A 24,198-nucleotide genomic window follows, 5' to 3' on the forward strand; every position below is an offset into this window, starting at 1 on the left:
GCGCTAGACCAGGCCCACCACCAGCGGGCCCAGCAGCGTCAGCAGCACGTTGGCGAGCGCGTAGGTGATGGCGAACGGCACCGTCGGCACCGGGCTTTCGGCCTTGTCGAGGATGCCGCCGAAGGCCGGGTTGGCGCTGCGCGAGCCCGACAGCGCGCCGGCCAGCAGCGCGGCGTTGTCGTACTTCAGCACGTAGCGGCCGAACAGCATGGTCAGGAACAGCGGCAGCAGCGTCACCACCGCGCCCAGGAGGAAGATGGTCAGGCCGCTCTGGCGCAGCGTGGTCACTGCCTGCAGGCCGGAATTGATGCCGACGATGGCGACGAACGCGGCCAGCCCGAAATCCTTCAGCAACTGGCACGCGGCGGTCGGCATGGCGCCGAACATCTTGTGCTTGGACCGTGCCCAGCCGAACACCAGCCCCGACAGCAGCGCGCCGCCGCCCGCGCCCAGGGTCAGCGGGATCGAGCCGACGCGCCAGACCAGCAGGCCGATCAGCAGGCCCACCAGCACGCCGGCGCCGAAGTAGACGAAGTCCGTCTTCTCGCTGGGCACCAGCTCGTAGCCGGCCATCCCCGCCGCGCGCTTGGTATCGGCGGGGGTGCCATACAGCGTCAGGATGTCGCCATGCTGCAGCTTCAACTCGGGCAGCAGCGGCAGCGGGTGATCATAGCGCTCGATGCGCTCGATATAGACGCCATGGCGCATGTCGCGCCCGACCATGTCGACGATCTCGGCGACGGTCTTGTTGTTCATGCCCTTGGCGGTGAACACCACGTTGCGCGATTGCATCACCGCGCCCATGCCATCGGCATCGGCCACTTCCTCGCCGATCTGGGCGGCGGCCGGAACGATGGCATCGCGGCGGCCGACCAGCAGCACCAGGTCGTCGTGCTGCAGCACCAGGTCCTGCGTGACGTCGAGCTGCTTGCCGGCGCGCTGCACCTTTTCCACGGTGACGAGGTCCTCGCCGCTCATCTCGAGCTGCGCGACGGTCTGTCCGGATGCGTCATTCACGCGATACAGCCGGCCGACCAGCCGGGGCAGCGCGCCGCGCTGGCCCGGACCGTACTGGGGCAGGCCACCGTTGAGCTTGGCCTCGACCTTCTTGGCATCCGCCTTCAGGTCCGCCTTCATGAAGCGCGGCAGGATGTTGACGCAGACGATGATCGCGCCGAGCGAGCCGAACACATAGGTCACCGCATAGCCGATCGCGACGTTGGCCTGCAGGGTCTTGACCTGGTCGGGCGGCAGGCCAAGCTTGGTGATGGCATCGCCCGCGGTGCCGATGATCGCCGACTGCGTCATGCCGCCGGCGGCGAGGCCCGCGGCCAGGCCCTTGTCGAGATGGAACAGCTTGGCCAGCACCACCACCGTGACCAGGCCGCACACCGCCATGAACACCGCCATGGCGATCTCGCGCAGCGAGCTGCGGTTCAGCGAGTTGAAGAACTGCGGGCCGCTTTCATAGCCCACCGCGTAGATGAAGACCGCGAACATCACCGCCTTGACGCCGTTGTCGATCTCGACGCCGACCTGGCTGATCACCACCGCGGCCAGCAGCGAGCCGGCGACACCGCCCAGCTGGAAACGCCCGAACGTGATCTTGCCGATCGCGTAGCCAACCGCCAGCGACAGGAACAGCGCGGATTCGGGCGACTTCTGGAAAATCACGTGCAACCAGTCCATCGAGGGCTCCTGAACGAGTGAGGCAGGTTGGGCGAGTTGTGGCATCCGGGTGTGGGGGCGCTTGGGCTCGGCCTCGCAGGCGGCGCGCGCGCAGGTGCCGCGGTGCGTGGCGCGGCATACCGGCCCGGGCGAGGGCGAGCGTGGCGACGCTGGCCGTTTGCGGTGTCGGCACGCAGGCAGCGCGTGCGACGGCATGGCCGTGTCGAGCAGCGAAAGGATTATCTCTGCCGCCCCGGGGTCGGCGTAGTGAAAGCTTTTGTCGGCGAATTAAACGCGGTCAACAATGCGCGCGCGGGGTTGCGCGCCTCGCGGTAGCGGGCTCGATGGCAGCGCGCCAGGGCACGGCGCGCACCCGCCGCAGGGAGGGTGCCGCCTCACCCGGATGGGTGCGGCGGCAGCGAGGAATGCGCCGCGCTCAGCGCCCGCCGGCCAGGCGTGCTTCGATATGCTTGGCGCGCTCGAGCGAACCGGGGTGAGAACTCAGCATGCTCGATTGCCCGCCATCGAGTTGCGACATCTTGCGGAACGCCGATGCCAGCGCCTGGCGGTTGGCGCCGTTCTTCGTCAGCAGGTCGAAGGAGTAATCGTCGGCCGCGGTTTCCTGGCGCTGCGAGAACTGCGCATTGACGAACTGCTCGGCCAGCGCGCCGATCTGCGACGACGACAGCGCCGTAAGCGAAGCGATGCCGGTCGACCCCAGCAAGCCGCGCGCCGCGGCCGCGGTGTAGGCCACCTGCATCGCCGCCTTGGTGTGGCCCAGCGCCACATGGCCGATCTCATGGCCGACCACGCCACGCACCTCGTCGTCGCTGAGCAGGTCCATCAGGCCGCTGTAGACACGCACGCAGCCGTTGGCCATGGCCCAGGCATTGATGTCCTTGGTCACGTAGACCTTGGCGTCGAGCGGCAGCCCGGTATTGCCCAGGCCGCTCATCACGGTGGCCAGCCGACGCGCGTACGTACTGTTCGCCGCCGCGATGGTGTTCTTCTTGTCCATCTCGGCGCAGGACTGGTCCGACAGTGTCTTCACGTTGCTGTCCGACAGCGTGGCCGCGGTGAACAGGCTGCCGCCGGCCTGGGTCAGGCTTTCCATGTTGGCGCCGGCACAGCCGGCCAGCAGCGTGGCGCAGGCGAGGGCGGATAGGGTCAGTCGGCTCATGGTCGCTCCGGGGTTGATGGGAGGGCAATGCCATAGGATAGGAAGCCACGCCCCGGGGCACCAGTGGGCGCTGTCCGACACACCTTGAAACGTCGGTCGGAAGGCATTGCAGGTATAAGCGATGTGACCGAACCGGCTGGTGAGAGGGCGAATTTCCAAAGCGGGCCTCAGCAATGTCGAGTCGGTGGCTTGATCTTTATTCGTTTATAGACGAAAATGAATCTCTACCGAATCGAGCACTACTTGACGCCGGGCGAGCATCAGGATCTCTACCTGGACTGGCTTCGGCGGCTGCGCGACAGCCAGGCCAAGGTGGCGGTGATTCGCCGGGTGGCCCGGGTCGAGCTGGGAAATTTCGGCCATCACAAGTTCTGCCGTGACGGCGTGTGGGAGCTGCGCATCGACGTCGGGCCGGGCTATCGGGTTTATTACTCCGTGTCCGGTCATCGCGTGGTGCTGCTCCTGTGTGGTGGCGACAAGCGGACGCAGGACGCGGATATCGCCCGAGCGGTGGGCTGTTGGCAGGACTGGCAACGGAGATCGGATGATGAGAAGCAGGCCCCATGACGAGGCGATGGCCGAGCTGTACCACAGCGATCCGGCTCTGGCGCTGGAGGTCATCAATGGCATCTTGGCCGATGGTGACCAGTCAGAGTTGCTGGTCGTGCTGCGCCAGATGGCGCAGGCCTTTGGCGGTGTTCAGGCCGTGGCCGAGCGGGCGCACCTGAATCCTACCCAGCTCTATCGCACGCTGTCGCCAAAGGGCAATCCGGCGCTCAGCAGCCTGTCGGCCATTCTCGAGGCGATGGGAATGCGGCTGGCGGTGCAGCCATTGAACACATCTGCTCACGCGACCTGAAGACTGCCACGACGGTACGCCTCGATGACGATGTTCTCGAGGCGTTGAAGGCAAGCGGACCGCGCTGGCAAACGCGGCTCAATGTCCTGGTGCGCGACTGGCTGAAGACGCACAAGCTAGAGGAAACCGAGGTCTGAGCCCGGGCAGGAGCCGGCCTGAGGTGGACGGCTTTTTGGCTGCGAGCTTTGGCAGGGAAGGAATCTGGTGCCCGGGGTCGGACTCGAACCGACACGCCTTGCGGCGGGGGATTTTGAGTCCCCTGCGTCTACCTGTTTCACCACCCGGGCAGGTGTGACGGCATCGGAACCGATGCCGGGCTGAGCCGGGGATTATGCCGGAAATCCGGCCGCCGGACAACCGGCGCCGGGCCGGTCCCGGGCCACGCAAATCCGGTAGCATGGCGTCCAGTCCTGCGCCCGCCAACCGTACCGACTGTGCCGACCCCGACCGCCATGACCGACCCAGACTTGCTTGCGCGCCTTGCCAGCCTGCCTTCGCAGGACCCCGCCTTCTATGACCGCGAGTACAACAACCGCGCCAATGTGCCGGACAACCCGGCGCATCTGGCGCGCTGGGCGCAGTGGTCCGCGCAGGTGCGTGCGCGCGGGGCGTTCCTGGCGGACCTGAGCTATGCCGGCGCGGACTCGCGCCATGCGTCGGGCGAGACCCTGGACTACTTTCCCGCGCAGCGCGCCAACGGGGCCTTGCCGCCGCTGCTGGTGTTCGTGCACGGCGGCTATTACCGCGCGCTGGACAAGCACGACCACAGCTTCGTCGCCGGCGCGCTGCCGGCGCTGGGGGTGTCGGTGGCCGTGGTCAACTACACGCTGGTGCCGGCGGCGACGGTGCCGGAGATCGTGCAGCAGGTGCTGCGCAGCGTGGCCTGGCTGTACCGGCAGGCGGACCGTCTCGGCCATGACCCGCAGCGGCTGTTCGTGGCGGGGCATTCGGTGGGCGGCCACCTGGTGGCGATGCTGATGGCCGCGCGCTGGCCGCAGTTCGGAGCCGACCTGCCTGCAGGGCTGATCCGCGGCGGGCTCTCGGTCAGCGGGCTGTACGACCTGGAGCCGCTGCGGCGCGCAGCCTTCCTGCAGTGCGACCTGAAGTTATCGGCGGCCGATGTCGCGCGGCTGTCGCCCGCGTACATGGCGCCCGCCAGCGATGCGCCACTGGCGATCGCCGTGGGCGAGCTGGAGGCGGCCGAATACCACCGCCAGCATGCGCTGATCCGCGCGGCGTGGCCGGCCAAGGTGGCGCATCCGGCGGCGAGCGACCTGGTGCTGCCGGACTGCCATCATTTCAACGTGCTGGACAGCCTGGCCAGCGCGGACGGCGCGCTGACGCAAGCGGTGCTGCGGCTGGTGGAGCGCTGAGCCCCGGCGCGCGCCGGGCCTCAGTCCTCCAGCACGCGCAGCAGCGACGAGGTATCGTCCTTGCCCCAGCCCCTGGCCATCAGCGCGCGCAGTTGCGCCGAGGTGGCCTGCATCGCCGGCAGTTCCAGGCCGATTTCCTCGGCGATGTCGCGCGCCAGACCGAAGTCTTTGTCGTGCAGCCGCGCCTCGATGCCCGCGGCAAAGTTGCGCGCCACCATCTTGGGGCCCATCAGGTCGAGCATGCGGCTGCCGGCCATGCCGGTCGCCATGGCTTCGAACACGCGGCCGGTATCGACCTGCTGCGCGGCGGCAAAGCGCATCGCCTCGGCAATGCCTTCGATATTCACCACCTGGGCGATCTGGTTGCACAGCTTGGCGACCTGGCCCGCGCCGTGGTCGCCGATATGGGTGATGGTCTTGCCCAGCAGCTCGAGCAGCGGGCGCACGCGTTCCAGCATCTCGGCCTTGCCGCCGACCATGATGGTCAGCGTGCCGGCCTCGGCGCCCATGGTGCCGCCCGAGACCGGGCAGTCCAGCGCCTCGATGCCGCGCGCGGCCAGGGCCGCGGCGATCTCGCGCGTGACGATGGGTGAGATGGTGCTGTGGTCGACGCAGATGGTGCCGGGCGCGGCCCCGTGGATCACGCCCTGCGCGCCCAGCAGCACCTCGCGCACGTCTTCGGACGAGGTCACGTTGGTGAAGACCACGCTGGCGCCGCGGGCCGCCTCGGCGGGCGTGAAGAAGGGCTCTGCCCCCAGCGCGCGCGCGGCCTCGGCTGCTTCCGGGCGGCGCACGAAGGCGCGCACGGTGTGGCCGGCGGCCAGCAGGTGGCGCACCATGTGCGAGCCCATGGCGCCCAGGCCGATAAAGGCGACGGTGACGGGGGTGGGAGTGGTGCTCATGCGATGCTTCCTTTCCTGATGCGTTGTTGCATTGATGCGGCGGGCTACTTGTCGCCCGCGTAGGCGAACTTGCCGTTGCGGATCACCCCCATCACGCGCGAACGCTGGTCGAAGCCCTGGTGGTCCTTCGGGTTCAGGTTCATCACGCCGTTGGGGATGGTGAGATTGGTGGTGGTCTCCAGCGCGTCGCGCATGGCCGCGCGGAACTCGCGCGTGCCGGGCTGGGCGCCGGTCTTCAGCGCGCGGCGGGCGGCGTCGTCGAGCAGCATCCATGCGCCCCACGCATCTCCGGCGAACTGCGTCACGCTGTCGGCGCCGTACTTTGCTTCGTAACGATTGACGAAGTCCAGCGCCACCTTGCGCACTGGGTGGCTCTCGGGCAGCTGGCGCGCCACCACCACCGGCCCGGTCGGGAACAGCGTGCCTTCCACGTCCTTGCCGCCCATGCGCAGGAAGTCCCAGGTGGCGATGCCATGGGTCTGGTAGACCTTGCCCTTGTAGCCGCGCTCGCCCAGCGTCTTCTGCGGCAGCACCGACGGCGTGCCGGCGCCGGCGATCAGGATCGCGTCCGGGTTGGCCGCCATCAGCTTGAGCACCTGCCCGGTGACCGAGGTGTCGTTGCGCGAGAAGCGCTCGTTGGCCACCACCCGGATCTTGCGCAGCTCGGCCAGCTTCGAGAACTCGCGCCACCAGCTTTCGCCATAGGCGTCGGCAAAGCCGATAAAGCCGACCGTGCGCACGCCGTGGTTGCTCATGTACTCGGTCAGCACAGTGGCCATGTGCGAGTCGTTCTGCGGCATCTTGAAGGCCCAGCGGCGCTTGGCGTCGGTCTGCGGCTCGACGATGGCGGCCGAGGCGGCCAGCGCCACCATCGGGGTCTCACCCTCGGCCACGGCGTCGAGCGCGGCGATTGCGGTGGGCGTGATGTTGGGGCCGACGATCACGTCGACCTTTTCCTCGGAGATCAGCTTGCGCACGTTGCGCACCGCGGCGGCCGGGTCGGTGCCGTCGTCGAGGATGATGTAGTGCGCCTTCTGGCCGCCCAGCGTCTGCGGCCACATCAGCACGGTGTTCTTGGACGGGATGCCGATCGAGGCGGCCGGCCCGGTGGTGGACACATCGATGCCGACGCGGATGTCGGCATGCGCGGCGCCGGCGACGAACAGCGCGCCGGCAAGCAGCAGGGGGCGCAGGGGCAGCTTCAGCATGGTCTCCTCCGTTCTTATATGTGACGGGAAAGGATAGCCGAACTCGGCCGGCGGGGCACCGTGGCCCCGCGGCAGCGGCTTTAGCAGCCTTAGCGCACCCCCAGGCGCCAGAGCGAGGTCACTTCGGCCGAGCGCGCCGCGTGCAGCGGGTCGGCCGCATCGGCCGCGCGCGGGTGGCGCGGGCGGATGTCGGAACGGCCCAGCACCTTCAGCCCCGCGGCCTCGATCCAGCCCGTCAGTTCGTCGCGTTGGCGCAGGCCCAGGTGCTCGGCCAGGTCGGACAGCAGCAGCCAGCCCTCGCCGCCGGGTTCCAGGTGCTCGGCCAGCCCTTGCAGGAAGCCGCGCAGCATGGCGCTGTCGGGGTCATAGACGGCGCGCTCGACCGGCGAACTCGGCCGTGCCGGCACCCACGGCGGGTTGCATACCACCAGCGGCGCGCGGCCGGCGGGAAACAGGTCGGCCTCGATCACCTCGACCTGCCCGGTGTAGCCGAGCCTGGCGATGTTCTCGCGCGCGCAGGCCAGCGCGCGCGCGTCCTGGTCGGTGGCCACCACGCGCTGCACGCCGCGGCGGGCCAGCACCGCGGCCAGCACGCCGGTGCCGGTGCCGATATCGAAGGCCAGCGTCGTAGCCGGCAGCGGCTCGGCCGCGACCAGGTCGATGTACTCGCCGCGCACCGGCGAGAACACGCCGTACCACGGGTGGATGCGGTCTTCCAGCGCCGGGATCTCCACGCCCTTCCTGCGCCATTCGAACGCGCCGATCATGCCCAGCAGCTCGCGCAGCGAGGCCACGTAGGGCTCGCCGGCCGGGCCGTAGACCTGTTCGCACGCTTCCTGCACATCGGGCGCGCGGCGCAGCGGGATCTGGTGGCCTGCCTCGAACGGCAGCAGCAGCATGCCCAGCGTGCGCGCGCGCTGCGACTGCGCCAGCCGGTGCAGGTGGAAGGCCTCGGTGGGCGACGCGGCCTGGCTCTTGTCCCGGGCCTTGTGGCCGGGGCGGCTGGCCTTCTTGGGCTTGCGCTCGGTGCGGCGCGCCAGCGCATTCAGCAACTGGCGCGCGTTCTGGAAATCGCCCCGCCACAGCAGCGCGGTGCCTTCGCAGGCAAGCCGGTAGGCGGTATCGGCGCTGGTGGTGTCGTCGGCGACGACCACGCGCCGCGGCGGCGGCAGGCCGGCCTCGGAGCGCCAGGCGGCGCTGTGCTCGACGCCGTTTTCGGTCCAGTGGATGCCGGGCAGGTCGCTCACAGGACCTCCGGACGGCAGGTTGGGATAGGCAGGGCAGGCATCGTGGATTGACTTCTTATTAGAGTGGGGCGGCAGCGGTGGCCGCCTCAGAGTTCGTAGGCTTCGTGTTCGCCGGACATGGCCTGCTCGACCAGCTTGCGGTTGAGCGTCGGCGAGAACAGCTCGATGAAGGTATAGACAAAGCTGCGCAGGTAGGCCCCCTGCTTTACGGCCAGGTGGGTCACGTTGCTGCCGAACAGGTGCCCGGCGGCAATGCCGCGCAGGTTGCGGTCGCGCTCGGCATCATAGGCGACGCCGGCGACGATGCCCACGCCCAGCCCGATCTCCACATAGGTCTTGATCACATCCGCGTCGATGGCCTCGAGCACGATGTCCGGCGCCAGGTGGCGCAGCGCGAAGGCCTTGTCGATCTTGGTGCGCCCGGCGAAGTTGGCATCGTAGGTGATCAGCGGGTATCCCATCAGGTCTTCCAGCGCCAGGTGCTTCTTTTCCAGCAGCGGGTGCTCGGGCGGCGTAATCACCATGTGAGTCCACTGGTAGCCCGGCAGCGACACCAGGTTCTTGTCGCTGGAGATGCCCTCGGTGGCGATGCCGATGTCGGCCTGGTCATGCAGCAGCATGTCGGCGATCTGGGCCGGATTGCCCTGCTGGATCGACAGCCGCACCTTGGGGTAGCGCTTGGTGAACTCGCTGATCACGCGGGGCAGCGCATAGCGCGCCTGGGTATGCGTGGTGGCGATGGTGAAGTTGCCCTGGTCCTGAGCCGCATAGTCCATGCCGACGCGCTTCAGGCTTTCCACCTCCTGCAGGATCTTCTCGACCGAGCTGAGGATGCGGCGGCCGGGCTCGGTCAGGCTGCGGATGCGCTTGCCGTGGCGCGTGAAGATATCGACCCCCAATTCTTCTTCCAGCTCGATGATGGCCTTGGATACGCCGGGTTGTGACGTATAGAGCGCTTTAGCGGCCTCGGTCAGGTTGTAATTCTGCCGGACGGCTTCCCGCACGAAGCGAAACTGGTGCAAGTTCATATATCTGCGTTCGTATAAACAAACAACTTCTTATTAGTTTGAGGTATGAGGCCAGTTTATTACGATTCTCGAACTTTGTTAATGAACGGCCTGCCCTCGGTGCGCCTTCCCGCCGCGGCCAGTTCCACGGCGAGATCCGCGGGCCTCGCCACACCGAGTCCCCCATGTCCCTGGCCTATACCTTTTCCGGTCTGTTCGTAGGCGTCCTCGTCGGACTGACCGGCGTGGGAGGGGGCTCGCTGATGACGCCGCTGCTGACGCTGCTGTTCGGCTTCTCGCCGGCCACCGCGGTCGGCACCGACCTGGCCTTCGCGGCCATCACCAAGGGCTTCGGCACCATCGCGCATCGCGCCCATGGCCACGTGCAGTGGCAGGTGGTGCGGCGCCTGTGCATTGGCAGCCTGCCGGCGGCCGTGGCCGCCATCCTGGTGCTGAAGAGCGCCGGCGAACTCGACGCCCGCTGGCTGCATGCGATCCGCGTGACCATCGGCGTGTCGGTGCTGCTGACGGTGCTGTCGCTGCTGTTCCGCCGCCAGATGCTGGCCTGGCTGGAACGCAACCCGCGCTTCCAGCTGCATGGCCGCAGGCAGGTGGTTGCCACCGTCATCGTCGGCGCGGTGATCGGCGTGCTGGTCACGGTCTCGTCGATCGGTGCCGGCGCGGTCGGCGCCACGCTGATCCTGCTGCTGTATCCCCAAATGAAGCCGGCCGAAGTGGCCGGCACCGACATTGCCTACGCCGTCCCGCTGACGGCGCTGGCCGGGCTGGGCCACGTGTGGCTAGGCACGGTCGACTGGAATTTGCTGCTGGCGCTGCTGGTGGGTTCGATCCCCGGCATCTGGCTGGGCGCGCAACTGTCGCGGGCGCTGCCCGAGCGGCTGGTGCGTGCCGCCCTGGCGACGACGCTGACACTCGTCGCCATCAAGCTCGTTTCCTGAATTCAACGAATACTGAACGGACCCCGCCATGTATCAGTACGACCAATATGACCAGCGTATCGTCGCCGAGCGCGTCGCCCAGTTCCGTGACCAGGTGCGCCGCCGCCTGGCGGACGAGCTGACCGAGGAAGAATTCCTGCCGCTGCGGCTGCAGAACGGCCTGTACATGCAGCGCCACGCCTACATGCTGCGCGTGGCGATCCCGTACGGCCTGCTGTCGTCGAAGCAAATGCGCAAGCTGGCCCATATCGCGCGCGAATACGACCGCGGCTACGGCCACTTCTCGACCCGCCAGAACATCCAGTACAACTGGATGGAGCTGGAGCGCGTGCCCGACGTGCTGGCCGAGCTCGCCAGCGTCGAGATGCACGCGATCCAGACCTCGGGCAACTGCGTGCGCAACATCACCACCGACCACTTCGCCGGCGTGGCGCCGGACGAGTCGGTGGATCCGCGCGTGCTGGCCGAGCTGCTGCGCCAGTGGAGCACGTTCCAGCCGGAATTCGCCTTCCTGCCGCGCAAGTTCAAGATCGCGATCTCGGCGTCGAAGGACGATCGCGCCGTGGTGCAGATGCACGACATCGGCGTCTACGCCTACAAGAATGCCGACGGCGAAACGCGCCTGCGCATCCTCGCCGGCGGCGGCCTGGGCCGTACCCCGATCCTGGGCACGATCATCAAGGACGACCTGCCGTGGCAGCACATGCTGACCTACATCGAGTCGGCCATTCGCGTGTACAACCGCTACGGACGCCGCGACAACAAGTACAAGGCCCGCATCAAGATCCTGGTGAAGGCGATCGGCGCCGACAAGTTCGCCCAGGAAGTCGAGGAAGAATGGCAGCACAGCAAGGACGGTCCGGCCACGCTGACGCAGGTCGAGTTCGACCGCGTGGCGCAGTACTTCACGCCGCCCGCGTATGAAAAGCTGGCCGACACCGACGCTTCGTACGAAAACCACCTGCTGGAAGACAAGGCGTTCGCGCGTTGGGTCAGCCGCAGCGTGCACGGCCACAAGGTGCCGGGCTACGCCGCGGTGACGCTGTCGACCAAGCCCGGCCTGGCCTCGCCCCCGGGCGACGCCACCGACGCGCAGATGGAAACCGTGGCGGACCTGGCCGACCAGTTCGGCTTCGGCGAGCTGCGCGTCGCGCACGAGCAGAACCTGGTGCTGCCGGACGTGAAGAAGCAGGACCTGTACGCGCTGTGGCAGCTGGCGAAGAAGGCCGGCCTGGCCACGCCGAACATCGGCCTGCTGACCGACATCATCGCCTGCCCCGGCGGCGATTTCTGCTCGCTGGCCAACGCCAAGTCTATCCCCATCGCGCAGGCGATCCAGGAGCGTTTCGACGACCTGGACTATGTCTATGACCTGGGCGAGATCTCGCTGAACATCTCGGGCTGCATCAACGCCTGCGGCCACCACCACGTCGGCAATATCGGCGTGCTGGGCGTCGACAAGGATGGTTCGGAGTGGTACCAGGTCACGCTGGGCGGCGCCCAGGGCAACCAGACCGCGCTGGGCAAGGTGATCGGCCCGTCGTTCAGCGCCGAGGAAATGCCCGAGGTGGTGAGCCGCATCATCGACACCTTCGTGGCCAACCGCATCGAAGACGAACGCTTTATCGAAACCCTGTCCCGCATCGGCATCGCCCCGTTCAAGGAGCGCGTTTATGCCGACAAGCAGCCGCGCGAGCGCGCCGAAGCCTGAGGACCGGAGACTGAACATGGCAAAGATCATTCAACTGCAACAGGACGGCGCTACCGTCGCCCCCGTCATCGTCGATGACGCCTGGACCGTGCTGCGCGGCACCGCCGAGCAGCCGCTGACCGACGAGCAGATTGCCGCGGCCGCGCAAAGCCAGGACGCGGTGCTGTTCCCGCTGTCGGTGTGGAAGGCCAACGAAGCGCTGCTGGCCGGCCGCGATGCGGCCCGCACCGGCGTGTGGCTGGCCCCGGAAGACGAGCCGGGCGATGCCGAGGCGTACTTCGCGCGCGTGGCGCTGGTGGCGGTGGACTTCCCGGTGTTCCGCGACGGGCGCGGCTTCTCGACTGCCTACCTGCTGCGCACCCGCTACCACTGGAAGGGCCAGCTGCGCGCCATCGGCGACGTGCTGCGCGACCAGCTCAACTTCATGAAGCGCTGCGGTTTCGACGCCTTCGCGGTGCGCGCCGACAAGAACATCGACGACGCCATCAAGGGCTTCACCGAGTTCACCGTGACCTACCAGGCTTCGGTGGATGAGCCGCTGCCGCTGTTCCGCCGTGCGCGGGCAGAGGTTGGCGCGCAACCGAAGGAAGCGGCATGAGCACGGTGCTGAGCGACATCGCCGTGGTCGACGCCGGTGCGGCGTCGGCGCTGCGTCCGCCTGCGCTGTGGGTTGCGCCGGAATACACCGGCAGCATCGCCGCGCTGGAGCAGAAGGAGCGCGAGCTGGGCGAGCGCCTGGCGGGCATCGCCGCGCGCTTCTTCCGCGCGCGCTTTGCCTCGAGCCTGGCGGCCGAGGACATGGTGCTGACCGACGCGATCCTGCGCGGCACCGAAGCCGTGCGCGCCGGCATCCGCGTGTTCACGCTGCAGACCGGGCGCCTGCACGCCGAGACGCTGGCAGTGCTGGACAAGGTGCAGTCGCACTACGGCTACAGCATCGAGCAGTTCACGCCGGACGCCGAGGCCGTCGAGAACTACCTGAAGAAGAATGGCCTGAACGGCTTCTACGACAGCATCGACCTGCGCAAGGAATGCTGCGGCATCCGCAAGGTCGAGCCGCTCAACCGCGCGCTGTCGCACGCCGACGCCTGGCTGACCGGCCAGCGCCGCGAGCAGGCCGTGACGCGCGCCGAGCTGCCGTTCGAGGAAATGGACGAGGCCCGCGGCATCCCCAAATTCAACCCGCTGGCGGACTGGAGCGAGGCCGAAGTGTGGGCCTACCTGAAGCGCCACAACGTGCCCATCAACGACCTGCACGCCAAGGGCTACCCGAGCATCGGCTGCGAGCCGTGTACGCGTGCCGTGCGCGCGGGCGAGGATGTCCGTGCGGGACGTTGGTGGTGGGAGAGCAAGGACTCGAAAGAGTGCGGGCTTCACGAACAGAACATCAAGCATTGAGGCCGGAAAAAATGGGCATCATGAACGACATCGCAGAAGCCACCAGCAGCGTGGCGCACCTGTTGCAAGTACAGAACGATCACCTCGACCGCCTCGAAGCCGAGTCGATCTACATCATCCGCGAGGTGGTGGCCGAGTGCCGCAACCCGGCGCTGCTGTTCTCCGGCGGCAAGGACTCGATCGTGATGCTGCACCTGGCGCTGAAGGCCTTCCGCCTGGGTGACCGCAAGATCGAGCTGCCGTTCCCGCTGGTGCATATCGACACCGGCCACAACTACCCGGAAGTGATCGCGTTCCGTGACCAGCGCGTGGCCGAACTGGGCGCGCGCCTGGTGGTGGGCCATGTGGAAGACTCGATCAAGCGCGGCACCGTGCGCCTGCGCAAGGAAACCGATTCACGCAACGCCGCGCAGGCCGTGACGCTGCTGGAAACCATCGAGGCGCACAAGTTCGACGCGCTGATGGGCGGTGCCCGCCGCGACGAAGAGAAGGCCCGCGCCAAGGAGCGCATCTTCTCGTTCCGCGACGAGTTCGGCCAGTGGGACCCCAAGGCACAGCGCCCCGAGCTGTGGAGCCTGTACAACGCCCGCATGGCGCAGGGCGAGCAGATGCGCGTGTTCCCGATCTCGAACTGGACCGAACTGGACGTGTGGCAGTACATCGCCCGCGAAAACCTGGCGCTGCCGCCGATCTACTACGCCCACCAGCGCGAAGTGGTGCGCAAGAATGGCCTGCTGGTCCCGGTCACGCCGATCACGCCCAAGCAGGACGGCGACGTCAGCGAAGTGCTGTCGGTCCGCTTCCGCACCGTCGGCGACATCAGCTGCACCTGCCCGGTGGCCAGCGTTGCCGATTCGCCGGAAGCGATCATCGCCGAGACCGCGGTGACCGAGATCACCGAGCGCGGCGCCACCCGCATGGACGACCAGACCAGCGAAGCCTCGATGGAACGCCGCAAGAAGGAAGGCTACTTCTAAGCCGCACGCAGCAAAGGATCCAGACATGACTCACCAAGCAACCCACCAAGGCCTGCTGCGCTTCATCACCGCCGGCTCGGTCGACGACGGCAAGAGCACGCTGATCGGCCGCCTGCTGTACGACAGCAAGGCCGTGCTGTCCGACCAGCTGACCGCGCTGGCCAACGCCAAGAACAAGCGCACCGCCGGCGAGCAGATCGATTTCTCGCTGCTGACCGACGGCCTGGAAGCCGAGCGCGAGCAGGGCATCACCATCGACGTGGCCTACCGTTACTTCTCGACCGCGCGCCGCAAGTTCATCATCGCGGATACGCCGGGCCACGAGCAGTACACCCGCAACATGGTCACCGGTGCGTCGACCGCGCACGCGGCCATCGTGCTGGTCGATGCCACCCGCGTGACCGTCAAGGACGGCCGTGCCGAGCTGCTGGCACAGACCAAGCGCCACTCGGCCATCCTGAAGCTGCTGGAGATCCAGCACGTGATCGTCGCCGTCAACAAGATGGACCTGGTCGACTTCAGCGAGCAGACCTTCAACGAGATCCGCGCCGCCTATGCCGAACTGGCCGAGCAACTGGGCCTGAAGGACGTGCGCTACGTGCCGGTGTCCGCGCTGCGCGGCGACAACATCGTGCATGAGAGCGATGCCATGCCGTGGTACCAGGGCGAGCCGCTGCTGCCGCTGCTGGAAGAGCTGCCGGTGGAAGAAGCCGCGCCCGAGGACGACGCCGCGCTGCGCTTCCCGGTGCAGCTGGTGATCCGCCAGGACGGTTCGCAGTCGGACGACTTCCGCGGTTATGCCGGCCGCGTCGAAGCCGGCACCGTGCGCGTCGGCCAGAAGCTGCGCGTGCTGCCCGCCAACCGCGAAGCGGTGGTGGCCGAAGTGCTGACCCCGAACGGCGCCGCGGAATCGGCCAACGTCGGCGACACGGTCACCGTGCGCCTGGCCGAGGACGTCGATGTATCACGCGGTGACATGTTCGTTGCCGCCGATGCGACCGCGGCTTCCGCCAAGAAGCTGCAGGCCGACCTGTGCTGGTTCGACGACGAGTCGCTGAACCCGTCGCGCAAGTACGTGCTCAAGCACACCACGGCCAGCGTGTTCGCGCGCGTGTCGGCGGTGGACCGCGTGCTGGACGTGCACACGCTGTCGCACGAGACCGGCCGCCACGATATCCGCCTGAACGACATCGGTTCGGTGCAGATTTCGCTGCAGAAGCCGATCGTGTGCGATGCCTACGGCGATAATCCGGCCACGGGCGCCTTCGTGCTGATCGACGAGGCGACCAACCACACGGTGGCCGCAGGCATGATCCGTGCGTTTTCCTGATCGGTAACGAACAGGAACGAGCGGACAAGGGGCAACAGATGGACAAGCAGGCGCAGAAGACCTACGGCAAGGTGTTCCTCATCGGGGCAGGCCCCGGTGCGGCAGACCTCATTACGGTGCGTGGTGCACGGCTTTTGGGCGAAGCCCAGGTGGTGCTGCACGATGCACTGGTGTCCCCGGAGATGCTGGCCTGGTGTCCGCAGGCGGAGCTGGTCGAAGTCGGCAAGCGCTGCGGCCAGCGCTCCACCGCGCAGTTGTTCATCAACCGGCAGATCGTGGATCTGGCCAGCAAGTACGAACGCGTGGTGCGCCTGAAGGGCGGCGACCCGATGCTGTTCGGGCGCGCCGACGAGGAATTGCAGGCGCTGGAAGCGGCCGGCATCGAGTACGAGGTGGTGCCGGGCATCACCGCGGCGCTGGCGGCCGCGTCGGCCATCGGCAAGCCGCTGACCAAGCGCGGCGTGTCGCGCAGCGTGGCGTTTGCCACGCAGGCCAAGGCAGCGGATGGCGAGGGCTCGCCCGATATCGAAGCCGCGGTCAAGGCCGACACGCTGGTCTACTACATGGGCCGGGACCAGGCCGCCTCGATTGCCGCGCAGCTGATCGCGCACGGCAAGCCCGCGTCGACGCCGACCTGGGTGGTGGAAGCTGCCACCACGCCGCGCCAGCGCAGCCGCGAGTTCACGCTCGGCCAGATGGCGGCCGGCGAAGCGGCGGCATGGATCGACCCGGTGCAGCCCAGCCTGCTGATGATCGGCGCCGCGCTGGCCGCGCGCGCGACCGAGGCGCCGCGCGAGGATGCGGGCGTGACTGAAGTGCGCACGCCGCGCGCTGCCTGAGCCGCAAGCGCACGCCAGAACGACAAAGCCCCGTGCCGGTACGCCGGCACGGGGCTTTTTTCATGGCCGGGGCAAGCTGCCGTTCAGGGCTGGGCGCGGTCCGTCCCGGGCAGCGACGCCATGCAATAGGCCGCGATCGCATCCAGCACCGCATCGGACTCGCCGACCGCGGCCGCGCAATGCAGCCGAATGCCGGGATGGGCCTGCCGGCACTGGTCGAGCAAGGCAGGCAAATCGCGCCGGATATGCCCGCCCTGGCCGAAGAACACCGGCACCACGGTAACCTCGGCGACGCCGCCCGCGGCGAGTTCCGCCAGCGTATCGGCCAGCAGCGGCGACATCAGTTCCAGAAATGCCAGCCGCACCTCGCAGCCGGGCAGGGCGGCAACCAGCTTCTGCTGCAGCCGCTCGAACGGCTCGCGCCAGCGCGCATCGCGCGCGCCATGCGCGAACAGGACCAGGGCGCGATCGGAAGCTGCCATGGCCGTCCTCAGTGCCGGTCCACCCAGCGCAGCGCCAGCAGCGCCAACGTCAGGTAAAGCGTGCCTGGCACCAGCGCGGAAATGATCGGCGGCCACGTATGCAGCAGGCCCACGTGCGAGAACAGCGTATTCGACAGGTGGAACGACAGCCCCAGCATGATGCCGCCGAACACCTTGACCCCGACCGCGCCGGCGCGCGCGTGCAGGTAGGCGAAGGGCAGGGCCAGCGCCACCATCACGAACAGCGTCAGCGGGTAGATCACCTTCTTCCAGAACGCGATCTCGTAGCGCTGGGTGTCCTGCTTGTTGTCGCGCAGGTGGCGGATATAGCGGAACAGGTCCAGCGTCGACATCCGCTCCGGCGTCACCAGCAGCACGGACAGGATCTGCGGGGTCAGCTCCGAATGCATGGCCACGCGCGGGAACTTGACCTGCTCGGCGCGGAAGTCCGGCGCGAGCGCGTCGCGTGCCGGCGCGCCGGGCGCGGGTTGAGCGCCCTGGGCCTGCGGCGCCAGTTCGACGAAGCGGGTCTCGCTGACGTTCTGCAGCTCCCACGACTGGCCGCCCTGGTAGCGCCCCTCCTGCGCCACGCGGATCACGCGCAGCCGGTACTGGGGGTCGAACTCGTACATGGTGATGCCGGTGATGGTCTGGTCTGGCCGCAGCCCCGCCACGTTGACGAAGCGGGTGATCTCGCCCTCGCCGGTGGCATCCTTGTCGCGGTCCTTGACCCAGACCCCGGAGCGGAAGCCCGACGACACCGTCGCGCCGATCGCCTCCAGCTTGACCTTCTGCGCATACTGCTCGGCGCGCGGGCCGATGAACTCGCCGAACAGAAAGGTCACGAGCGCCAGCGGCACCGCCAGCTTGAACAGCGAGAACAGCGCCTGGCGGGTGTTCAGGCCGGCCACGCGGAAGATGGTGTACTCGGACTGGCTGGCCAGCTGCGAGAACACATAGATCGCGCTGATCAGCACCGCGATCGGCAGCACCTCGTACACCCGCGTGGGTGCCTGCAGCAGGACGTGGAACAGCGCCACCAGCGAGGTGTACTGGGCGTTGACGTTCTCCAGCTCGTTGAGCATGTCGAAGAACACGAACAGCGACAGCACCGCGAACAGGATGAAGGCGAACACGCCATAGACCAGCCGGCCGAAATAGCGTTCATAGACGCGCAGGACCCTCATGCCCGGCCTCCGGCAGCAGTCGCGGCATCGCGCTTGCGCAGCCCGAACACGGCGCGCCAGCCTCCCAGGCTGCGGTTCTGGCGGTAGCGGAACAGCACCAGCGCGCCCAGGAACACGGCCAGGTGGATCGGCCACCAGGCCAGCCAGAACGGAATCGAGCCGTTGCGCACCCAGGACTGCGACAGGTTGATCAGGTTGCTGTAGGTCAGGTAGATCAGCACCGCGAACACCAGCGGCGTGTAGCGGCCCAGGCGCGGGTTAACGTAGGCCAGCGGGATCGCGATCATGACGAAGTTGAAGGCCAGGATCGGCAGCGAGATGCGCCAGATCAGCTCGCCCAGGTTCTCGCGCGTGGGGTTGCGGATCAGCTCGATGGTGTCGCGGCTCTTGGGCGGCAGCTTGGCCTCGGACTCGGGCGGCTTGTTGTCCACCTTGACCGCATAGCGCTCGAACTCGACGATGCGGTAGTCGATCTGGCCGGGCGTGCCTGAGTAGCGGCGGCCATTCTCCATCACCACCAGCCGGTCGCCGTTGGGCATGGTCTCGAACTGGCCCTGGTGCGCCAGCGCCACGCCGATCTTGTCGGCCTCGGCATTGGCGACGAAGACATTGCGCGCATGCTTCATGTCGGCGTCGATGCCTTCGATGAACAGCACGTAGTTGGCCTTGGCCGGCTCGATGAAGCGGCCGGCGGCGATCATCGACATCACCCCGCGCTGCTCGAAGCGGTCGCGGAACAGCGCACTCTGCTGGTTGGCCCACGGCCACGCGAACAGGCCCAGCAGCAGCGCCAGCACGATGAAGGGCGCGGCGAACTGCAGCACCGGCTTGACCAGGTCGCGCAGCGAGATGCCGGCCGAGAACCACACCACCATTTCCGAATCCTTGTACCAGCGCGTCAGCACGATCAGGGTGGAAATGAACAGCGTCGCCGACAGCAGGATCGACAGGTAGCCGATGGTGGCCAGGCCGATCAGCATCAGCACGTCGTTGGGGCTGGCCTTGCCGTTGGCGGCCATCCCCAGGATGCGGATCACGAGCGAGGTGAGCATGAAGGTCAGCATCACCAGGAACACCGCCCCGGCGGTGTAGGCAAGCTCGCGTCGCAGGGCTTGTTGAAGGATCATGCGGGTTCGGTTCCGGGCTGCCGGCCGGAGCGGGCGATGTGCCGTGCGAGGTGCCTGGCAGAACAGCTGGCTGACGGCACAGCGTGCTGTCAACGTGACCGGGGCGTATCAGCGGCGGCAGGTCGCGGGGTAAAAATCGCGGATAATGGAGGCTTTCGTGTCTAACGAGCCCCTGGAAGGAAGCGCGATGGAATTTAGCACAAAAGCCCTGGATTGGAGCAAAGCCGGCCAAAATGGTTTCCTGGCGACCAAGACCGACTGCCTGGTGGTCGGCCTGTTCGAAGGCCAGAATCTCGGCGGCGTAGCCAAGGCCCTCGATGTGGCCACCAAGGGCTTGGTGGGACGGCTGGTCAAGCAGGGCGACTTCGAGGGCAAGCGCGGCACCCAGCTGATGCTGCACGAAGTGGCCGGCGTGGGCGCCGCGCGCGTGCTGCTGGTGGGCCTGGGCAAGGAAGCCGACTTTACGGACAAGGCCTTCGCCGATGCGGTGCGCACCGCGGTGCGTGCCTTGTCGTCCACGCGTGCGACCTCGGCGCTGTGGTGCCTGGCGCAACAGGCGCCGCAGCAGCGCGACGTATCGTGGGCCGTGATCACCACCATCACGCTGGTGCGCGAAGCCGGCTACCGCCTGCTCGAGCGCCATCCCGGACTGAAGCGCGCCAACGCCCAGAATGCGGCCAGCGGCAAGCCCAACGCCAATGACAAGTCCTCGCTGCGCAAGGTCGTGATCGCGGTCGACAGCGGCGACGCCCGCGCCGCGACCCAGGCCGCGGTGCGCGGCACCGCCATCGCCAACGGCATGGAGCTGACGCGCGACCTCGGCAACCTGCCCTCCAATATCTGCACACCGACCTACCTGGCCAATACCGCGCGCACCATCGCCAAGCGCCACAAGCTCAAGGCCGAGATCCTCGGGCGCAAGCAGATCGAGGCGCTCAACATGGGCGCGTTCCTGGCCGTGACCAAGGGCAGCGAGGAGCCGCCCCAGTTCATCGTGCTGCGCTACGACGGCGCCGGCGCCAAGCAGGCGCCGGTGGTGCTGGTGGGCAAGGGCATCACCTTCGATACCGGCGGCATCTCGCTCAAGCCGGGCGAGGGCATGGACGAGATGAAGTACGACATGTGCGGCGCCGCCTCGGTGCTGGGCACGATCCAGGCCGTGGCCGAGATGGGCCTGAAGCTCAACGTGGTCGCGGTGGTGCCCACCTGCGAGAACATGCCCAGCGGCATCGCCACCAAGCCCGGCGACGTGGTCACCAGCATGTCGGGCCAGACCATCGAGATCCTGAACACCGACGCCGAGGGTCGCCTGATCCTGTGCGATGCGCTGACCTATGTCGAGCGCTTCAAGCCGGCCGCGGTGATCGACGTCGCCACCCTGACCGGCGCCTGCATCATCGCGCTCGGCCATGTCAACAGCGGCCTGTACGCGCGCTCCGACGCGCTCGCCGACGCGCTACTGCAGGCTGGCCGCCGCGCCATGGACAGCGCCTGGCGCATGCCGCTGGACGACGAATACCAGGACCAGCTCAAGTCCAACTTTGCCGACATGGGCAATATCGGCGGCCGCCCGGCCGGCAGCGTCACCGCCGCCTGCTTCCTGGCGCGCTTCACCGAGAAGTACGACTGGGCCCACCTGGACATCGCCGGCACCGCGTGGAAGAGCGGCGCGGCCAAGGGCGCCACCGGCCGTCCGGTGCCGCTGCTGACGCAGTTCCTGATGGACCGCGCGGCCTGAGCGCGGCGCAACGGAGCAGGAGCGGCAACCGTCCATGACGCGCATCGACTTCCATAGCAACGTGCCGGACGTGCTCGGCTATGTCTGCCGGCTGGTCCGCAAGGCCTACGGCGCCGGGCAGAAGGTGGTGATCCACGGCGCCCCGGCGCAGCTGGCTGACCTCGACGCGCGCCTGTGGACCTTCTCCCCGCTGGACTTCCTGCCGCATTGCGGGCTGGAAAGCCCCAACGCGGCGGTCACGCCGATCCTGCTGGCCGCCACCACCGAGGGCGTGCCGCACCACCAGCTGCTGATCAACCTGGCTGACGAAGCCCCGGCGCAGTTCGCCAGCTTCGAGCGGCTGATCGAGGTGGTCGGCGCCGGCGATGCCGCGCGCGAAGCCGGCCGCCAGCGCTACCGCTTCTACCGCGAACGCGGGTATCCGCTGACGCACCACGACATCGGCCAGCCCAAGGGAGACGCCGCATGAGCGAACGCACCACCTCGCGGGTGATCCCGCGGCCGGAACCGCACGACAGCATCCCGCTGCTGACCGAGGTGGTCGACCTGCCGGATGTCGACACCGCAGCCGACACTGAAGCCGACACCGAAGCGCCGGCGCAGGCGGGCGCCGCGGCGGACGACGGCGTGATCGACACCTTCGGCATGGACGATGCCGGCATGGTGATGCAGGTGGGTGACACCGGCGACGCCGCGCTGGACGACGCGATCGTGCCGGCCCAGCCCGCCGTGCAGACGGACGCCGCCACCGGCACCGGCGACGACGACCTGCGCGCGGTGCGCACCGAGCTGCTGAGCCGCGTGATGATGCGCTTTCGCACCGAATGGCCGCAGGTGGTCGCGGCCCACACCGAAGCCACGCTGCAGTCGCGGCTCGCGCCGCTGACGGCGCAGCTGGCCAGCGAGCTGACGCAGTCGCTGGAGGCGCGACTGGTCGAGTGGCTGGACGCGACGCTGGAGGAAATGGAGAAGGCGCCGGGGGAGGATTGAGGGTTTTCTCCCCTCTCCCGCTTGCGGGAGAGGCGGGCGCCTGCCAGGGGCGACGGTACTGCAAGCGCTCTGCAAACGAAAAAGCCTGCGAGGGATCGCAGGCTTTTTGCCATCCAGCGGACCGCTCTCAGTCCGTCACCGCCCCCTTGCTCGCCGTCGATGCCAGCCGCGCGAACTTCGCCAGCACCCCGCGCGTATAGCGCGGCGCCGGTGCCTTCCAGCTGGCGCGGCGCCGGGCCAGTTCTTCGTCCGCTACGTTCAGCTGCAGCAGCAACTGGTGCGCGTCGATGGTGATCGAGTCGCCCTCCTGCACCAGCGCGATGGTGCCGCCGACGTACGCCTCCGGCGCGACGTGGCCGACCACCATGCCCCAGGTGCCGCCCGAGAAGCGGCCGTCGGTGATAAAGCCGACCGACTCGCCCAGGCCCTTGCCGATGATGGCCGAGGTCGGCGCCAGCATTTCCGGCATGCCGGGGCCGCCCTTGGGGCCGAGGTAGCGCAGCACCAGGATGTCGCCGGGGTTGATGCGGTCGGCCAGGATCGCGTCCATCGCGCTCTGCTCGTCCTCGAACACGCGCGCCGGGCCGGTGATGACCGGGTTCTTCAGGCCGGTGATCTTGGCGACCGCGCCTTCCTCGGCGAGGTTGCCCTTGAGGATGGCCAGGTGGCCCTCGGCGTAGAGCGCGCGCTCGATCGGCAGGATCACGTCCTGGTCGGCGCGCGGGGCGTCGGGCACGTGCTCGAGTTCCTCGGCCAGGGTGCGGCCGGTGATGGTGATGCAGTCGCCGTGCAGCAGTCCGGCCTTGAGCAGGATCTTCATCACCTGCGGGATGCCGCCGGCGCGGTGCAGGTCGGTTGCCACGTACTGGCCCGACGGCTTGAGGTTGCAGAGTACCGGCACCTTGCGGCGGATGCGCTCGAAGTCGTCGATGGTCCATTCCACCTCGGCGGCATGCGCGATCGCCAGGTAGTGCAGCACCGCGTTGGTGGAGCCGCCAGTGGCCATGATCAGCGCCACCGCGTTCTCGATCGACTCGCGCGTGATGATGTCGCGCGGCTTGAGGTCGCGCTTGACGGCCTCGACCAGCACGCGCGCCGATTCAGCGGCGCTGTCGACCTTTTCCTGGTCCGGGTTGGCCATGGTCGACGAGTAGAGCAGCGACATGCCCAACGCCTCGAACGAGCTGCTCATGGTGTTGGCGGTGTACATGCCGCCGCACGAGCCGGTGGACGGGCAGGCGTTCCGTTCCACCCCTTCGAAGTCTTCCTCGCTCATGCGCCCGGCGGTGAACTCGCCGACCGCCTCGAACGACGACACGATGGTCAGGTCCTTGCCCTTCCAGTGGCCGGGCTTGATGGTGCCGCCGTAGACGTAGATGCCCGGCACGTTGGTGCGCGCCAGCGCGATCATGCCGCCCGGCATGTTCTTGTCGCAGCCGCCGATCACCACCACGCCGTCCATCCACTGGCCCTGGGCCGCGGTCTCGATGCAGTCGGCGATGACCTCGCGCGAGATCAGCGAGTACTTCATGCCCTCGGTGCCCATCGACATGCCGTCGGAGATGGTCGGGGTGCCGAACACCTGCGGGTTGGCGCCGGCGGCCCGGATCGCGTCGATGGCCGCATCGGCCAGGCGCTGCAGGCCGGCATTGCACGGCGTGATGGTCGAATGCCCGTTGGCGATGCCCACCATCGGCTTGTCGAAGTCCTCCTTCTGGTAGCCGAGCGCGTAGTACATCGAGCGGTTGGGGGAGCGCGCCACGCCTTGCGTGATGTGCCGGGAGCGCTTGTTGAATGCCATGGTTGGGGTCTCCGGAATCCTTGTTCTATGCCGCCGCGCGCGCGCGGCGGGCGCTGTGATGGGGCAAGAATGACGCGTGCGTTTTGGCGTGTCAAATGGATTGTTGGGGCGCCGGAGTGCGCCGCCCGCGGCGTCCGCCTCGCGGGGCGCCGCGGGGATTTGTGACATCATTACGGGCTACGATGCGTGCGCGGGCCACGCGTTGGCATTGCCGT

The 24,198-nt window shown here is 67.9% G+C and carries 24 protein-coding genes and 1 tRNA gene; 14 read left to right on the plus strand and 11 right to left on the minus strand.

Annotation, left to right across the window (positions count from 1 at the left end):
* Nucleotides 1–3 precede the first annotated feature (3 nt).
* Both aspT and U9J39_RS03925 read right to left on the minus strand, forming a co-directional pair.
* Nucleotides 4–1,689 (minus strand): aspartate-alanine antiporter, encoded by a 1,686-nt coding sequence (gene aspT, locus U9J39_RS03920; protein ID WP_115710640.1) that lies wholly within the window; start codon nt 1,687–1,689, stop codon nt 4–6.
* A 415-nt stretch (nt 1,690–2,104) separates the two neighbouring features.
* Nucleotides 2,105–2,848, minus strand: a complete 744-nt coding sequence (locus U9J39_RS03925; protein WP_115710638.1) for a M48 family metallopeptidase — start codon at nt 2,846–2,848, stop codon at nt 2,105–2,107.
* 216 nt (nt 2,849–3,064) lie between these two features.
* Between U9J39_RS03925 and U9J39_RS03930 the strand changes: the two genes are divergently transcribed.
* Genes U9J39_RS03930 through U9J39_RS03940 form a run of 3 tightly spaced genes read left to right on the plus strand, consistent with a single transcriptional unit; the run spans nt 3,065 to nt 3,844 of the window.
* Nucleotides 3,065–3,415, plus strand: a complete 351-nt coding sequence (locus U9J39_RS03930; RefSeq protein ID WP_326346569.1) for a type II toxin-antitoxin system RelE/ParE family toxin — start codon at nt 3,065–3,067, stop codon at nt 3,413–3,415.
* Complete coding sequence (locus U9J39_RS03935) at nt 3,396–3,707, plus strand: helix-turn-helix domain-containing transcriptional regulator (protein ID WP_326346731.1); 312 nt, start codon at nt 3,396–3,398, stop codon at nt 3,705–3,707. Before U9J39_RS03930 ends, U9J39_RS03935 begins: the two co-directional genes overlap by 20 nt.
* A 44-nt stretch (nt 3,708–3,751) precedes the next feature.
* Nucleotides 3,752–3,844, plus strand: coding sequence for a hypothetical protein (locus U9J39_RS03940; protein WP_240987689.1), 93 nt, complete (start codon nt 3,752–3,754; stop codon nt 3,842–3,844).
* Nucleotides 3,845–3,909: 65 nt separating this feature from the next.
* Here the strand turns inward: U9J39_RS03940 and U9J39_RS03945 are convergent.
* A tRNA-Leu gene (locus U9J39_RS03945) sits at nt 3,910–3,994 on the minus strand.
* 165 nt (nt 3,995–4,159) lie between these two features.
* On the opposite strand from U9J39_RS03945, the gene U9J39_RS03950 reads away from it, so the two are divergent.
* Nucleotides 4,160–5,080, plus strand: coding sequence for an alpha/beta hydrolase (locus U9J39_RS03950; RefSeq protein ID WP_326346570.1), 921 nt, complete (start codon nt 4,160–4,162; stop codon nt 5,078–5,080).
* Nucleotides 5,081–5,100: 20 nt separating this feature from the next.
* On the opposite strand, the gene U9J39_RS03955 is transcribed toward U9J39_RS03950, so the two are convergent.
* The 4 genes from U9J39_RS03955 to U9J39_RS03970 form a co-directional block, all read right to left on the minus strand.
* Complete coding sequence (locus U9J39_RS03955; RefSeq protein ID WP_326346571.1) at nt 5,101–5,982, minus strand: NAD(P)-dependent oxidoreductase; 882 nt, start codon at nt 5,980–5,982, stop codon at nt 5,101–5,103.
* Between the two features lie 44 nt (nt 5,983–6,026).
* Nucleotides 6,027–7,190, minus strand: a complete 1,164-nt coding sequence (locus tag U9J39_RS03960; RefSeq protein ID WP_115710630.1) for an ABC transporter substrate-binding protein — start codon at nt 7,188–7,190, stop codon at nt 6,027–6,029.
* 89 nt (nt 7,191–7,279) lie between these two features.
* Entirely contained in the window at nt 7,280–8,437 is a 1,158-nt protein-coding gene (locus tag U9J39_RS03965; protein ID WP_326346572.1) for a class I SAM-dependent methyltransferase, read from the minus strand.
* Nucleotides 8,438–8,523: 86 nt separating this feature from the next.
* Nucleotides 8,524–9,465 (minus strand): CysB family HTH-type transcriptional regulator, encoded by a 942-nt coding sequence (locus tag U9J39_RS03970; RefSeq protein WP_018008018.1) that lies wholly within the window; start codon nt 9,463–9,465, stop codon nt 8,524–8,526.
* Nucleotides 9,466–9,629: 164 nt separating this feature from the next.
* Between U9J39_RS03970 and U9J39_RS03975 the strand changes: the two genes are divergently transcribed.
* From U9J39_RS03975 to cobA, 7 genes are read left to right on the plus strand one after another with little or no spacing between them, the layout of a single operon-like run.
* Nucleotides 9,630–10,403 carry a sulfite exporter TauE/SafE family protein gene (locus U9J39_RS03975; RefSeq protein WP_115710626.1) on the plus strand — a complete coding sequence of 258 codons (774 nt, stop codon included), beginning with the start codon at nt 9,630–9,632 and terminating at the stop codon, nt 10,401–10,403.
* A gap of 28 nt (nt 10,404–10,431) precedes the next feature.
* Nucleotides 10,432–12,114: a nitrite/sulfite reductase gene (locus U9J39_RS03980; RefSeq protein WP_326346573.1), complete on the plus strand. Its 1,683-nt coding sequence runs from the start codon at nt 10,432–10,434 to the stop codon at nt 12,112–12,114.
* Nucleotides 12,115–12,130: 16 nt separating this feature from the next.
* A complete protein-coding gene (locus tag U9J39_RS03985; protein ID WP_116313000.1) occupies nt 12,131–12,712 on the plus strand; it encodes a DUF934 domain-containing protein in 582 nt (193 codons plus the stop codon).
* Nucleotides 12,709–13,512 carry a phosphoadenylyl-sulfate reductase gene (locus U9J39_RS03990; RefSeq protein ID WP_115710620.1) on the plus strand — a complete coding sequence of 268 codons (804 nt, stop codon included), beginning with the start codon at nt 12,709–12,711 and terminating at the stop codon, nt 13,510–13,512. Before U9J39_RS03985 ends, U9J39_RS03990 begins: the two co-directional genes overlap by 4 nt.
* An 11-nt stretch (nt 13,513–13,523) precedes the next feature.
* Nucleotides 13,524–14,489 carry a sulfate adenylyltransferase subunit CysD gene (cysD, locus tag U9J39_RS03995; protein WP_025583934.1) on the plus strand — a complete coding sequence of 322 codons (966 nt, stop codon included), beginning with the start codon at nt 13,524–13,526 and terminating at the stop codon, nt 14,487–14,489.
* 25 nt (nt 14,490–14,514) lie between these two features.
* Nucleotides 14,515–15,819 carry a sulfate adenylyltransferase subunit 1 gene (locus U9J39_RS04000; RefSeq protein ID WP_115710618.1) on the plus strand — a complete coding sequence of 435 codons (1,305 nt, stop codon included), beginning with the start codon at nt 14,515–14,517 and terminating at the stop codon, nt 15,817–15,819.
* 38 nt (nt 15,820–15,857) lie between these two features.
* A complete protein-coding gene (gene cobA, locus U9J39_RS04005) occupies nt 15,858–16,658 on the plus strand; it encodes a uroporphyrinogen-III C-methyltransferase (RefSeq protein WP_115710616.1) in 801 nt (266 codons plus the stop codon).
* Between the two features lie 83 nt (nt 16,659–16,741).
* Here cobA and U9J39_RS04010 read toward each other — a convergent pair whose 3' ends face one another.
* From U9J39_RS04010 to lptF, 3 genes are read right to left on the minus strand one after another with little or no spacing between them, the layout of a single operon-like run.
* Nucleotides 16,742–17,140: a sirohydrochlorin chelatase gene (locus tag U9J39_RS04010; protein ID WP_326346574.1), complete on the minus strand. Its 399-nt coding sequence runs from the start codon at nt 17,138–17,140 to the stop codon at nt 16,742–16,744.
* Nucleotides 17,141–17,148: 8 nt separating this feature from the next.
* Nucleotides 17,149–18,327, minus strand: a complete 1,179-nt coding sequence (gene lptG, locus U9J39_RS04015) for an LPS export ABC transporter permease LptG (protein WP_326346575.1) — start codon at nt 18,325–18,327, stop codon at nt 17,149–17,151.
* Complete coding sequence (gene lptF / locus U9J39_RS04020; RefSeq protein ID WP_115710611.1) at nt 18,324–19,454, minus strand: LPS export ABC transporter permease LptF; 1,131 nt, start codon at nt 19,452–19,454, stop codon at nt 18,324–18,326. Before lptF ends, lptG begins: the two co-directional genes overlap by 4 nt.
* Nucleotides 19,455–19,641: 187 nt before the next feature.
* Here lptF and U9J39_RS04025 point away from each other — a divergent pair, with 187 nt between their 5' ends.
* The 3 genes from U9J39_RS04025 to U9J39_RS04035 are packed head-to-tail and all read left to right on the plus strand — an operon-like array spanning nt 19,642 to nt 22,182.
* Nucleotides 19,642–21,192: a leucyl aminopeptidase gene (locus tag U9J39_RS04025; RefSeq protein WP_116312995.1), complete on the plus strand. Its 1,551-nt coding sequence runs from the start codon at nt 19,642–19,644 to the stop codon at nt 21,190–21,192.
* 34 nt (nt 21,193–21,226) lie between these two features.
* On the plus strand, nt 21,227–21,661 hold the full coding sequence (locus tag U9J39_RS04030; RefSeq protein ID WP_115680995.1) for a DNA polymerase III subunit chi: 435 nt from the start codon (nt 21,227–21,229) through the stop codon (nt 21,659–21,661).
* Nucleotides 21,658–22,182, plus strand: coding sequence for a hypothetical protein (locus U9J39_RS04035; protein WP_326346576.1), 525 nt, complete (start codon nt 21,658–21,660; stop codon nt 22,180–22,182). Before U9J39_RS04030 ends, U9J39_RS04035 begins: the two co-directional genes overlap by 4 nt.
* Nucleotides 22,183–22,309: 127 nt before the next feature.
* Here the strand turns inward: U9J39_RS04035 and ilvD are convergent, their stop codons facing one another.
* Nucleotides 22,310–23,983, minus strand: a complete 1,674-nt coding sequence (gene ilvD / locus U9J39_RS04040; RefSeq protein ID WP_116312993.1) for a dihydroxy-acid dehydratase — start codon at nt 23,981–23,983, stop codon at nt 22,310–22,312.
* Between the last annotated feature and the right edge of the window lie 215 nt (nt 23,984–24,198).

This window comes from Cupriavidus sp. SS-3 (assembly GCF_035818815.1).
Taxonomy (GTDB): Bacteria; Pseudomonadota; Gammaproteobacteria; order Burkholderiales; family Burkholderiaceae; genus Cupriavidus; species Cupriavidus taiwanensis_C.

What these genes read in the sequence shown, in the direction of transcription:
- U9J39_RS04035 (WP_326346576.1), top strand. Translation starts at nt 21,658, where the DNA reads ATGAGCGAACGCACCACCTCGCGGGTGATCCCGCGGCCGGAACCGCAC.
- U9J39_RS03970 (WP_018008018.1), bottom strand. Translation starts at nt 9,465, where the DNA reads ATGAACTTGCACCAGTTTCGCTTCGTGCGGGAAGCCGTCCGGCAGAAT.
- lptF (WP_115710611.1), bottom strand. Translation starts at nt 19,454, where the DNA reads ATGATCCTTCAACAAGCCCTGCGACGCGAGCTTGCCTACACCGCCGGG.
- U9J39_RS03935 (WP_326346731.1), top strand. Translation starts at nt 3,396, where the DNA reads ATGAGAAGCAGGCCCCATGACGAGGCGATGGCCGAGCTGTACCACAGC.
- U9J39_RS03985 (WP_116313000.1), top strand. Translation starts at nt 12,131, where the DNA reads ATGGCAAAGATCATTCAACTGCAACAGGACGGCGCTACCGTCGCCCCC.
- cysD (WP_025583934.1), top strand. Translation starts at nt 13,524, where the DNA reads ATGGGCATCATGAACGACATCGCAGAAGCCACCAGCAGCGTGGCGCAC.
- U9J39_RS03960 (WP_115710630.1), bottom strand. Translation starts at nt 7,190, where the DNA reads ATGCTGAAGCTGCCCCTGCGCCCCCTGCTGCTTGCCGGCGCGCTGTTC.
- U9J39_RS03950 (WP_326346570.1), top strand. Translation starts at nt 4,160, where the DNA reads ATGACCGACCCAGACTTGCTTGCGCGCCTTGCCAGCCTGCCTTCGCAG.
- U9J39_RS04000 (WP_115710618.1), top strand. Translation starts at nt 14,515, where the DNA reads ATGACTCACCAAGCAACCCACCAAGGCCTGCTGCGCTTCATCACCGCC.
- ilvD (WP_116312993.1), bottom strand. Translation starts at nt 23,983, where the DNA reads ATGGCATTCAACAAGCGCTCCCGGCACATCACGCAAGGCGTGGCGCGC.
- U9J39_RS03930 (WP_326346569.1), top strand. Translation starts at nt 3,065, where the DNA reads ATGAATCTCTACCGAATCGAGCACTACTTGACGCCGGGCGAGCATCAG.
- U9J39_RS03990 (WP_115710620.1), top strand. Translation starts at nt 12,709, where the DNA reads ATGAGCACGGTGCTGAGCGACATCGCCGTGGTCGACGCCGGTGCGGCG.
- lptG (WP_326346575.1), bottom strand. Translation starts at nt 18,327, where the DNA reads ATGAGGGTCCTGCGCGTCTATGAACGCTATTTCGGCCGGCTGGTCTAT.
- U9J39_RS04010 (WP_326346574.1), bottom strand. Translation starts at nt 17,140, where the DNA reads ATGGCAGCTTCCGATCGCGCCCTGGTCCTGTTCGCGCATGGCGCGCGC.
- cobA (WP_115710616.1), top strand. Translation starts at nt 15,858, where the DNA reads ATGGACAAGCAGGCGCAGAAGACCTACGGCAAGGTGTTCCTCATCGGG.
- aspT (WP_115710640.1), bottom strand. Translation starts at nt 1,689, where the DNA reads ATGGACTGGTTGCACGTGATTTTCCAGAAGTCGCCCGAATCCGCGCTG.
- U9J39_RS03955 (WP_326346571.1), bottom strand. Translation starts at nt 5,982, where the DNA reads ATGAGCACCACTCCCACCCCCGTCACCGTCGCCTTTATCGGCCTGGGC.
- U9J39_RS04030 (WP_115680995.1), top strand. Translation starts at nt 21,227, where the DNA reads ATGACGCGCATCGACTTCCATAGCAACGTGCCGGACGTGCTCGGCTAT.
- U9J39_RS03975 (WP_115710626.1), top strand. Translation starts at nt 9,630, where the DNA reads ATGTCCCTGGCCTATACCTTTTCCGGTCTGTTCGTAGGCGTCCTCGTC.
- U9J39_RS04025 (WP_116312995.1), top strand. Translation starts at nt 19,642, where the DNA reads ATGGAATTTAGCACAAAAGCCCTGGATTGGAGCAAAGCCGGCCAAAAT.
- U9J39_RS03925 (WP_115710638.1), bottom strand. Translation starts at nt 2,848, where the DNA reads ATGAGCCGACTGACCCTATCCGCCCTCGCCTGCGCCACGCTGCTGGCC.
- U9J39_RS03980 (WP_326346573.1), top strand. Translation starts at nt 10,432, where the DNA reads ATGTATCAGTACGACCAATATGACCAGCGTATCGTCGCCGAGCGCGTC.